Origin of the sequence: Marmoricola sp. URHB0036, from assembly GCF_000426045.1 — a bacterium.
Classification (GTDB): domain Bacteria; phylum Actinomycetota; class Actinomycetes; order Propionibacteriales; family Nocardioidaceae; genus Marmoricola.
The window spans coordinates 1-10,065 of record NZ_AUEP01000004.1 but is presented as its reverse complement, the minus strand read 5'-3'; the positions used below and the strand labels follow the sequence as shown (position 1 = coordinate 10,065).

The following is a 10,065-nucleotide window of genomic DNA, read 5'->3' as shown; positions in this document are numbered from 1 at the left end:
CTAGCTCGCCTTCACTTCTGTCCAGGTGGCGGCCCGTCGCTGCACCTCGTCGGCGCCGAGGAGCCGGAACACGTTGGAGTTCTCGAGCTCCTTGACGTCGACGTTGGCCGCTGGCGTGTCCTTGACCAGGTCGGCGAAGGCCGGCAGGGCGTCACGTACGGGGAACGGGTAGTAGAGGTAGCCCATGTTCTTCTTGGCGACCTCCGGCCGGAGCAGGTAGTCGATGAAGAGCATCGCGGTGCCGGGGTGCTTGGCGTTGGTCGGGATGCAGTAGGCATCGGAGTTGATCGGGGTGCCTTCCTCGGGCGCCTCGAAGTCGTAGTTCTCGGGCTTCTTGACCACCCCTTCGCGCAGGTAGGCGAAGTCACCGCTCCACATGTGGTGGATCCAGGCGTCTCCTCGAGCCATGTTGTTGACGTCGTCGGAGGAGTACGCGCGGAGGTACTTCTTCTGGCTGACGAGCAGCTTCTTGATCTCGTCGAGCTGTGACGGCTTGGCGGTGTTCACGTCGTACCCCAGGAGCAGGGCGGCCATGGCGAGGGCCTCGTCCTGGTCGTCGAGGGTGAAGATCCGCTTGGCGGCCTGGGGGTTCCACAGGTCCTTCCAGCTGCCCGAGATCGCGTCGACCTTGTCGGTGCGCCAGCCGATGCCGGTCTTGTAGACGGTGAACGGCACCGAGACGGCCGACTTGTCGTCGTACCAGGGGTCGTTGTAGTAGGAGCCGGAGTAGAAGACCTGGTCGGCGTTGGAGAGCTGTCCGTGGTCGATCGCACGGACCTTGCCCTCGAGGCGCAGCTTCTGCACCCACTTGGCGATCGGGAAGATGATGTCGTACTGGTTGCCGGCCTGGAGCTTGGCGTACATGCCCTCCATCGAGTCGAAGTTCGACTGGATGATCTTGACGCCGTACTCCTTCTGGAAGCCCTTGAACGTGCTCGGGTCGAGGTAGTCGGCCCAGTTGAAGTAGATGAGGTCGCCGTCGATCTTGGCCTTGGCCGACCTGGGCAGCTGCACCTTCGCCTTGGCCTCGCTGGGGATGTAGGCGCAACCCGTCGTGGCGAGGCCGGCCGTGGCACCGAGGGCCAGCCCGCCCTTGAGCAGGGATCGACGGCTCACGGCGGGCGTCGGCGTCATGCACCGGCCTCCAGGAGCGCCTGGTCGGGGCGGGGGAGCGGGCCGTCATGGCCGACCAGTCGTCCGACGGCGTCGGCGACCATGCTGCGTGCGACGTCCAGGGGCAGGTCGGGGCCGGGGGCCACGACGCGGGCGCCGAGGCCGTCGCACAGCCCGACGGCCGTCTCGGCCACCGACCGGGCAGCGGCGGGTTCGAGGTCGAAGACGCCGCTCTCGATACCGGCGGTGATGATGTCGGTGACGCTCGCGTAGATGGTCTCGTAGACGTCGGCGCCGACCTTGGCCAGTGCCGGCTGCCGGAGGCAGAGCAGGTCGAGCTCCTGCCAGAGCCGCCAGTCGTGGGTGAGCAGCTCGTCGCTGGGCAGGCACCGGTCGAGGAACGCCGAGAGCCGTTGCGCCGGCTGGGTCCCGGCCCGTTCGAGGGCCTGCTCGGTCAGGGCGTTGGACACGGCGCTGGAGTGGCTGAGCACCTCGATGAAGAGCTGTTCCTTGGTCGCGAAGTGGTAGTGCACCAGGCCGGAGGACACCCCGGCCGCCCTGGCGATCCCGGCCATCCGCACGTTGACCAGGCCGTCGCGCACGATGCAGTCGGCGGCGGCGACGAGGATCCGGTTGCGGGCCTCTTCGGCTGCCAGGTCGCGACGGTTGGGTTCCTTCACGCGGTGCCCCCCATCGGGTGAGCTCGGTGTTTGACTGCTCAGTCAGTCAGTGATGCTAGGCTCGCCCTCGTGACGCGTCAAGGGTCACCTGGGAGCGCGTCCGACGCTGCTCTGACCGCCCTCTTCGAGCCCCGCTCGATCGCGGTCGTGGGTGCCAGCAGCGATCCCGCCAAGTGGGGACACATCCTCAGCAAACGGGCGCTCGCGTCGAGCTCGGGTCGTCCCGTCGTCCTCGTGAACAGAGGTGGGATCGACGTACTGGGCCAGCCCACGTACGCCTCCCTCGCGCAGGCCCGCGACGGTCTTGGGCAGCCCGTCGACCTCGTCGTGCTGTGCGTCCCGGCGACGGCGTTCGTGGACACCGTGGGCCAGGCGGTCGCCGCCGGTGCCCGTGCCGTCGTGGCGATCACTGCCGGGCTCGCCGAGCTGGGCGCCGAGGGTGCCCTCGCCGAGGCCGAGGCCGTGGCGGTCGCCCGGGCCGGAGGAGCGGTGCTGGTCGGACCGAACTGCCTCGGCATCGCCGACACGGCGGCCGGGCTGCAGCTGAGCCACGCAGTGCTCCCTGCGGGCGAGGTCGCCGTGCTCAGCCAGAGCGGCAACCTGGTCCTCGACCTGGCGGCGCTGCTCGCCGAACGTGGCCTCGGGATCTCGCGGTTCGTGTCGCTGGGCAACCAGGCCGACCTCACCGTGGTGGACCTGATGCGGGCGTGCGTGGACCACGAGGGCACCCGTGCGGTGGCCATCTACGCCGAGGACGTGATCGACGGCCGTGCCTTCGTGTCGGCCGCGCGCGCGTTGGTCGAGGCGGGCAAGCCGGTGGTGCTGCTCTCGCCGGGACGGTCCGATGCCGCCGTGCGCAGCGCCGTCTCGCACACCGGCTCGATGACCAGTCCCTCGCAGGTGGTGGACGCCGCGTGCGCGGCCGGGGGGGTACGCCGCGTCGACCACGTCACCCACCTGGCCGACCTGCTCGCCGGACTCCTCGGCCCGCGCCGGATGTCCGGCCGCCGGGTGGCCGTGCTCACCGACGGGGGCGGCCACGGAGCCGTCGCGGCGGACGCACTGACCGCGGTCGGGCTCGAGACCCCGCTGCTCGAGGACGCCACCCGTGCCCGACTGCGCGACGTGCTCTGGGCCAGCTCGACGGTCACCAACCCGGTGGACCTCGCCGGTGCCGGTGATCGCGACCCGATGAACTACGCGCGAGCGGTCGAGGCGCTGCTGCCGGGCGAGGACGTCGACGGCGTGCTGCTGACGGGTTGGTTCGGCGGCTACTCCACCGAGCCGGGCGGCGTCCACGACGTCGAGATCGCCGCCGCCCACGCGATCGCCACGGCTGCTGCAGCGCAGGACAAGCCGGTGGTGGTGCACACGATCTTCCCGACCAGCCCGACCTCCGCGGTGCTCCGCGAGGCCGGCATCCCCGTGCACCGTGACGTCGACCGGGCGTGCGCGGTGCTGGCCGGGCTGGAGGAACACCCGCTCGCGTCGTACGACGAGGAGCCGTCGGTCGCCCTGCCGGTCCGCGATCCGTCGTACGACGTGGCGAGGGAGCTGTTCGCTTCCGCGGGCATCGCGTTCCCGGCCGCGTGCACGGTGCGTTCCCGTGACGAGCTGCCGTCGGCGACGACCACCACCGGCTTTCCGCTCGTGCTGAAGGCGCTCGGACAGGTGCACAAGTCCGATGGGGGCGGAGTCGTGCTCGGTCTCGGTGACGAGCAGAGCACGCTGGCGGCGTACGACGACCTGGTGGAGCGGCTCGCCCCTCCGGCCGTGTCCGTCGAAGCGATGGCCGACCTCGGTGCCGGTGTCGAGCTGATCGTCGGCAGCGTCCGCGACCGTACCTTCGGTCCGGTACTGATGGTCGGGCTCGGCGGAGTGCATGCCGAGGTGCTGGCCGACACCGCGTGCGCGCTCGCCCCGGTCGGCGTCGACCAGGCCAGGCAGCTGGTGCTGTCGCTGCGGGGCGCTCCGTTGCTGACGGGATTCCGTGGCAGCGAGCCGGTCGACCTCGACGCGCTCGCCGCCGCTGTCAGCGCGTTCTCACGCGTCGCGGCCGCGCACCCCGAGCTGAGCGAGCTGGAGATCAACCCGCTGCTGACCGGCCCGTCGGGGACGCTCGCCCTCGACGCGCGCGTGGTCCTTGCTCAGGCCTCGACGTCGCGCAGGTAGCGCTGGTCGAAGTCGTAGACCCAGGAGTCCTTGGCCGGGAACACGCCGTGGTGGAAGGCGCGTGAGGTGACGCCGCGCTGGACGCGTTCGCAGGCCTCGTTGTCCTGGCGCGTGACCAGCTCGTTGAACTCGACGACCGGCGTGGGGTCGAAGTCGGGGTCCTCGAGGGCGTCGGGGTTGAAGAGGTACTCGGTCACCAGCCGGCAGCTCTGCGGACCGGTCGGGAACACCGCAGTCGCCAGGCACGTGGAGCCGTCGACGTCGAGGAACATCGTCGGGTAGACGAGGGCGCCGTAGTACGCCTCGGGGTCGCCCTGCCCCTTGAAGCCGGGCAGAAGGGGGAGGCGGAGCCGCGGGTCGGTGACCATCGCCGTACGCCCGTCGGCCAGGGAGACGCCGCCGTCCGCCCGTCCGGCCTCGAAGATGGAGCCCTTCCGGTACGCCGGCACCACGGCGACCAGCTCGGGGTGGATCGTCGGGCAGTGCAGGCACTCGTTGTAGTTCTCGATGACGATCTTCCAGTTGGCCTGCACGTCCACGGTGGAGACGTGCCCGATGCGGAGGTCGGCCAGCCCGACGCGGGCCAGGTCGAGCGCGTCGTCCTGCTGGTCGGCGAGGTGCTCGAGCAGTGGACGGGGCTCCTCGCGGGACAGGTTGACGAAGACGAACCCCTCCCAGACGTCGACGTGGACCGGCCACAGCGAGTTCTGGCTGCGGTCGATCTCGTCCTTCTCGATCATCGGGGTGGTCACGAGCGTGCCGTCGAGCTTGTAGCCCCAGGCGTGGTACGGACAGCGCAGGTGGGTCCGCGCGAACCCCTGCTCGTCGTCGCAGATGCGCGACCCGCGGTGACGGCAGACGTTGTAGAAGCCGCGGATCTGCGCGTCCTTGCCGCGCACGATCAGCAGGCTCTCCCCGCCGATCTCGACCCGCAGCCACGACCCCGGCTTGGGCACCCGTTCGGCGCGCCCGACGTAGATCCAGTTTCGGTAGAACACTTGTTCCTGGTCGATCTGCCAGGTGTCCTCGGAGTGGTAGGCCCGACCGGGAAGCGTCTCCCGGACCGGCGAGCGGGTGGCCATGCTGACTCCCTCGGCGTACTCAGTTTCACTAACTGTACAGTCAGTCAACTTGATCGGATAGGGCTGTGTGCGGGGTGGACGTCATACGGACGGAGCGTCCAAGCGCACCATCCGTATGACGTCCTGGCGGCTGGTTCTCCACAGATTGCACCATCGCCTTGTGAGTGCGGGAGCTTGCGGACCAACGTCCGGGTATGGAGAGCCATCGGTTGGACGACCCTCGGTATCGCCAGCTCGCCCGGGTCGCGGAGCAGCAAGGCGGAGCGGTGTCGCGACCTCAGGTGTACGCCCATGACATCACCCGCTGGGAGATCCGGGCGCACGTACGCGGCCGTCGCTGGCACCTGATCGGTGACCAGGTCGTGGTGCTGCACAACGGCCCCGTCTCGCTGCAGGGGATGCATTGGCCGCCGTCTTCCAGGGTGGTCCGCGCGCTCACCTCGATGGTGCGTCGGCGCTGGTCGCAGGAGGACTTCGGCGGTTCGACATGTCGAGAATCCGGGTGTCGGTGCCGCGAGGAGCGCGCGTACGCCGTACCCGGGAGTTCGACATCCGGCAGACCCGGCGATGGACTCCCGATGAGGTCGTGCGCGTAGGTGTCCCGCGGAGCACCCCCGCGGTCGCAGCAGTCCGCGGTGCACTCTGGGCGCAGTCGAACAGGCAGGCCGCCCTGGTGCTGACGATGACGGTGCAGCAGGGTCTGGCCACGGCGGAGCAGCTCGCTGTCGCGGCCCTGGCCGTACGACGCGACAAGAGGCGGCGCCTGGTCCACGCGGTCGTGCTCGACCTTCTCGGTGGAGCCCGCAGCCTGGGTGAGATCGACGTAGCCCGCGAGTGCCGTCGCCGCGGAATGCCCGAACCCACGCGGCAGGTGCTCCGCCGCGACAAGAACCACCGCTACTACCTCGACGTCTACTGGGACCAGTGGGGACTCGTGCTGGAGGTCGACGGGATCCAGCACGGCTGGGTCGAGAACGCAGTCGACGACGCCCTCCGCCAGAACAGCGTCACGCTCCAGAACGCCAGGGTGCTGAGATTGCCGGTCCTCGGCCTGCGGGTCGCCCCTGACGAGTTCTTCGATCAGATCGAGGAGGCTCTGCGCGCAGCCGGATGGTCGATGAGCGCGTGACCTGACCCCTCGACCGCCCGGAGGTCATGCGGACGGAGCGCCCGAGCGCACCATCCGCATGACGTCCCGCGGTGACAGCAGCTACTTCTCGGCGGAGCGGACGCGGAGGCCGGTGATGGGGACGGTGACGGCGCCGGAGGGGTCGGTGAAGAAGTCGTTGCCCTTGTCGTCGACGACGATGAAGGCGGGGAAGTCCTCGACCTGGATCTTCCAGACGGCCTCCATGCCGAGCTCGGCGTACTCCAGCACGTCGACCGACTTGATGCAGTCCTGGGCGAGGCGGGCGGCGGGGCCGCCGATGGAGCCGAGGTAGAAGCCGCCGTGGGCGTGGCAGGCCTCGGTCACGACCTTCGACCGGTTGCCCTTGGCCAGCATGACAAGAGAGCCACCCGCGGCCTGGAACTGCTCGACGTAGGAGTCCATCCGGCCGGCGGTCGTCGGGCCGAAAGACCCCGACGCATACCCGGTCGGGGTCTTGGCCGGACCGGCGTAGTAGACGGCATGGTCGCGCAGGTACGACGGCATCTCCTCGCCCGCGTCGAGCCGCTCCTTGATCTTCGCGTGCGCGATGTCGCGGGCCACCACCAGCGGACCGGTCAGCGAGAGCCGGGTCTTCACCGGGTGCTGGGTGAGCTCGGCGAGGATCTCCTCCATCGGCCGGTTGAGGTCGATCTTGACGACCTCGGCGTCGTCCTCGGGCTGGGCCGCGGACGTGGCCGGGAGGTAGCGGGCCGGGTCGGTCTCGAGCTGCTCGAGGAACACCCCGTCGGCCGTGATCTTGCCGAGCGCCTGCCGGTCGGCCGAGCACGAGACGGCGAGGGCGACCGGGCACGAGGCGCCGTGCCGGGGAAGTCGTACGACGCGCACGTCGTGGCAGAAGTACTTGCCGCCGAACTGGGCTCCGATCCCGAACGACTGGGTCAGCTTGAAGACCTCCTCCTCGAGCTCGAGGTCGCGGAAGCCGTGCGCGTCGAGGGTCCCGCTCGTCGGCAGGTTGTCGAGGTAGTGCGCGCTGGCGTACTTCGCCGTCTTGAGGGCGAACTCCGCGCTCGTCCCGCCGATCACCACCGCCAGGTGGTACGGCGGACAGGCGGCCGTGCCGAGCGAGCGGATCTTCTCGTCGAGGAACTCCAGCATCCGCTTCGGGTTCAGGACCGCCTTCGTCTCCTGGTAGAGGAACGACTTGTTGGCCGAGCCGCCGCCCTTGGCCATGAACAGGAACTTGTACTCGGGCGACCCGTGGGACGGCGTCGAGTACAGCTCGATCTGGGCCGGCAGGTTGGTCCCGGTGTTCTTCTCCTCCCACGTCGTGATCGGCGCGAGCTGGGAGTAGCGCAGGTTGAGCTTGGTGTAGGCGTCGTACACGCCCCGACTGATCGCGACGCCGTCGTCGATGCCGGTGAGCACGCCCTCGGACTTCTTGCCCATCACGATGGCGGTGCCGGTGTCCTGGCACATCGGCAGCACGCCGCCCGCCGAGATGTTCACGTTCTTGAGCAGGTCCAGCGCCACGAAGCGGTCGTTGCCCGACGACTCCGGGTCGTCGATGATCCGCCGCAGCTGCGCGAGGTGGGCCGGCCGCAGGTAGTGCGCGATGTCGTGCATCGCCTCCGCGGTGAGCAGCTGGATGGCCTCCGGAGCGACCCGGAGGAAGGTCTGGCCGTCGGCCTCGAAGGTGGAGACACCCTCGGTGGTGAGCAGTCGGTACGGCGTCTCGTCCGCTCCGATCGGCAGCAGGTCTGAGTAGCGGAACTCGGCTTCGGTCGTCACGAATGCCGAGTATCCCGTACCCACTAACCTGTCCCCATGGCGGGCGAGGTCGAGGGGTGGTCCCACGGTGACGAGCGGTCCCGGCTGCGGATCTCCGACGACGACCGGCACCGGGTCGCGGAGCTGCTGCGCGAGGCGGCCGGCGAGGGGCGGCTCGACATCGAGGAGCTCGAGCAGCGCCTCGAGTCGGCGTACGCCGCCAAGACCTACGGCGACCTGGTCCCGCTGACGTCCGACCTGCCCGTGGCCACCGGCCGCCCGGCTCCGGTGCAGCCGCCGACGGGGCCGTTGCTCCCGGCCATCCGCTACGACCACTCGGTCGCGATCATGGGCTCGACCAGCCGCACCGGCGTCTGGGAGGTCGGCGACTCGCACACCGCGATCGCGGTGATGGGCAACGTCGACATCGACCTGCGCAGCGCCCGGTTCACGAGTCGCGAGACCCTCATCCGCGCGTTCGCCTTCTGGGGAGCGGTCAACGTCTACGTCAACGCCCACACCCGGGTGGTCGTCGACGGGGTCGGCATCATGGGTGCCTTCGACCAGGCCCGCGACAAGGTGGAGGCCCAGATCGGTCCCGACTCGCCGGTCGTGCGGGTGACCGGTGCCTCGCTGATGGCGGGCGTCACCGTCGTACGCCGCCCGATGCCGGGCCAGGGCAAGCTGCGCCGGCGCCGCTGACGTGGTGCTCGAGCTCCGGGACGCCTACGTCTGGGACTTCTGGACGGCGTACGACGCCAGCACCCGGCGCCACCACGTGTTCTTCCTGCACGCGCCGAGATCGCTCGGCGACCCCGACCTGCGACACCGCCATGCCCGTGTCGGGCGGGCCGTCTCCGACGACCTCGTCTACTGGGATCTGCGCGAGGACCCGCTGCCGGAGGTCGTCGGGATCGACGACCTGGCGCAGTGGACCGGCTGCGTCGTGCGCGACGGAGACCAGTGGTGGCAGTTCACGAGCGGGCTCTCCGGGACCGACGACGGCGCCGTCCAGCGCATCGGCTCGGCCACCTCACCGGACCTGCGCACCTGGAGCCGGACCGGGCTCGCCCTGCACGCCGACCCGCGCTGGTACCAGCCCGACGACGGCCAGATGGCGTGGCGCGACCCGTGGGTGGTGCAGGACGACGAGGGGCTCTGGCACATGTACATCTCCGCCCGCGACGCCACGGGGGAGCCCGGGTGCGGCGTCGTGGGGCATGCCGTCTCCCGCAACCTGCGCAGGTGGGAGGTGCTGCCTCCCCTGAGCGCACCGAGCGGCTTCTTCGACTGCCTCGAGGTGATCCAGGTGGTGCAGGTCGAGGGCCGCTGGGTGCTGCTGTTCTCCTGCCTCTCACCCGAGATGCCCGGCGCCGCAGCCGGTTCGGGCGGAGTGTGGTCGGTGCCCGTCGACGGTCCGGGTGCGCCGGTCGACGTGGCGTCCGCGGTCCGGGTCACCGACGAGCGGCTGTACGTCGGCAAGGTGGTGCACGATCTCGGTACGCCGTACTTCCTGGCCTTCCGGAACACCGATGCCCGGGGTGACTTCGTCGGGGGAGTGATCGACCCGGTACCGGTCACGTGGCGTCCCGACGGACGTGGTCTTGCCATCTCCTTGCCCGTAGGGTGACCCACGTCACTTACAACGGATCGTCCGGCACGTTCCTGCCGGTGAGGAGATAAGTCATGGCAACAGTGAGTTTCAAGAAGGCGCAGCGCTGGTATCCGGGGATGGACAAGCCGGCGGTGCCGGGGATCGACCTGGAGATCAAGGACGGGGAGTTCATGGTCCTGGTCGGTCCGTCGGGGTGTGGGAAGTCCACGACCTTGCGGATGTTGGCTGGTCTGGAGGAGGTCAACGAGGGTCAGATCTTCATCGGGGATCGTGACATCACCAACTTGCCGCCCAAGGACCGTGACATCGCGATGGTCTTCCAGAACTACGCGCTCTACCCGCACATGACGGTCGCGGACAACATGGCGTTCTCGTTGAAGATGGCCAAGGTCAAGGAGTCCGAGCGCAAGGAGCGGGTCGCGGAGGCGGCGCGGATCCTGAACCTGACCGAGTACCTGGACCGCAAGCCCAAGGCCCTTTCGGGTGGTCAGCGGCAGCGGGTGGCGATGGGTCGGGCGATCGTGC

9 protein-coding genes are annotated in these 10,065 nt (G+C 69.5%); 5 read left to right on the top strand and 4 right to left on the bottom strand.

Features of this window, described 5'->3' with window-relative positions; all coding sequences use genetic code 11:
* Both H976_RS0102645 and H976_RS28440 read right to left on the bottom strand, forming a co-directional pair.
* On the bottom strand, window positions 1-1,134 hold the full coding sequence (locus H976_RS0102645) for a PotD/PotF family extracellular solute-binding protein (RefSeq protein WP_051276077.1): 1,134 nt from the start codon (window positions 1,132-1,134) through the stop codon (window positions 1-3).
* Window positions 1,131-1,793, bottom strand: a complete 663-nt coding sequence (locus H976_RS28440) for a TetR/AcrR family transcriptional regulator (protein ID WP_051276076.1) — start codon at window positions 1,791-1,793, stop codon at window positions 1,131-1,133. The genes H976_RS0102645 and H976_RS28440 overlap by 4 nt, the downstream gene beginning before the upstream one ends.
* A 69-nt stretch (window positions 1,794-1,862) precedes the next feature.
* On the opposite strand from H976_RS28440, the gene H976_RS0102635 reads away from it, so the two are divergent.
* Window positions 1,863-3,965, top strand: coding sequence for an acetate--CoA ligase family protein (locus tag H976_RS0102635; RefSeq protein WP_051276073.1), 2,103 nt, complete (start codon window positions 1,863-1,865; stop codon window positions 3,963-3,965).
* Here the strand turns inward: H976_RS0102635 and H976_RS0102630 are convergent.
* Window positions 3,941-5,047 (bottom strand): aromatic ring-hydroxylating dioxygenase subunit alpha, encoded by a 1,107-nt coding sequence (locus tag H976_RS0102630; RefSeq protein WP_027860261.1) that lies wholly within the window; start codon window positions 5,045-5,047, stop codon window positions 3,941-3,943. The two genes, H976_RS0102635 and H976_RS0102630, sit on opposite strands and share 25 nt — an antisense overlap.
* Before the next feature lie 487 nt (window positions 5,048-5,534).
* On the opposite strand from H976_RS0102630, the gene H976_RS24210 reads away from it, so the two are divergent.
* Window positions 5,535-6,176 (top strand): hypothetical protein, encoded by a 642-nt coding sequence (locus tag H976_RS24210; protein ID WP_155917921.1) that lies wholly within the window; start codon window positions 5,535-5,537, stop codon window positions 6,174-6,176.
* Between the two features lie 81 nt (window positions 6,177-6,257).
* Here the strand turns inward: H976_RS24210 and H976_RS0102620 are convergent, their stop codons facing one another.
* Entirely contained in the window at window positions 6,258-7,946 is a 1,689-nt protein-coding gene (locus H976_RS0102620) for a fumarate hydratase (RefSeq protein WP_027860260.1), read from the bottom strand.
* A gap of 36 nt (window positions 7,947-7,982) precedes the next feature.
* Between H976_RS0102620 and H976_RS24205 the strand changes: the two genes are divergently transcribed.
* The 3 genes from H976_RS24205 to H976_RS0102605 form a co-directional block, all read left to right on the top strand.
* On the top strand, window positions 7,983-8,627 hold the full coding sequence (locus H976_RS24205) for a DUF1707 domain-containing protein (protein ID WP_036224415.1): 645 nt from the start codon (window positions 7,983-7,985) through the stop codon (window positions 8,625-8,627).
* A gap of 1 nt (window position 8,628) precedes the next feature.
* Entirely contained in the window at window positions 8,629-9,555 is a 927-nt protein-coding gene (locus H976_RS0102610) for a hypothetical protein (protein ID WP_051276069.1), read from the top strand.
* Window positions 9,556-9,611: 56 nt separating this feature from the next.
* The coding region (locus H976_RS0102605) for an ABC transporter ATP-binding protein (RefSeq protein WP_027860258.1) at window positions 9,612-10,065 on the top strand (454 nt) is incomplete at its 3' end.

Bases quoted from the DNA above. Each gene is read 5' to 3' on its own strand.
- H976_RS0102645 (WP_051276077.1), bottom strand. From the start codon at position 1,134: ATGACGCCGACGCCCGCCGTGAGCCGTCGATCCCTGCTCAAGGGCGGG.
- H976_RS0102630 (WP_027860261.1), bottom strand. From the start codon at position 5,047: ATGGCCACCCGCTCGCCGGTCCGGGAGACGCTTCCCGGTCGGGCCTAC.
- H976_RS24210 (WP_155917921.1), top strand. From the start codon at position 5,535: ATGTCGAGAATCCGGGTGTCGGTGCCGCGAGGAGCGCGCGTACGCCGT.
- H976_RS24205 (WP_036224415.1), top strand. From the start codon at position 7,983: ATGGCGGGCGAGGTCGAGGGGTGGTCCCACGGTGACGAGCGGTCCCGG.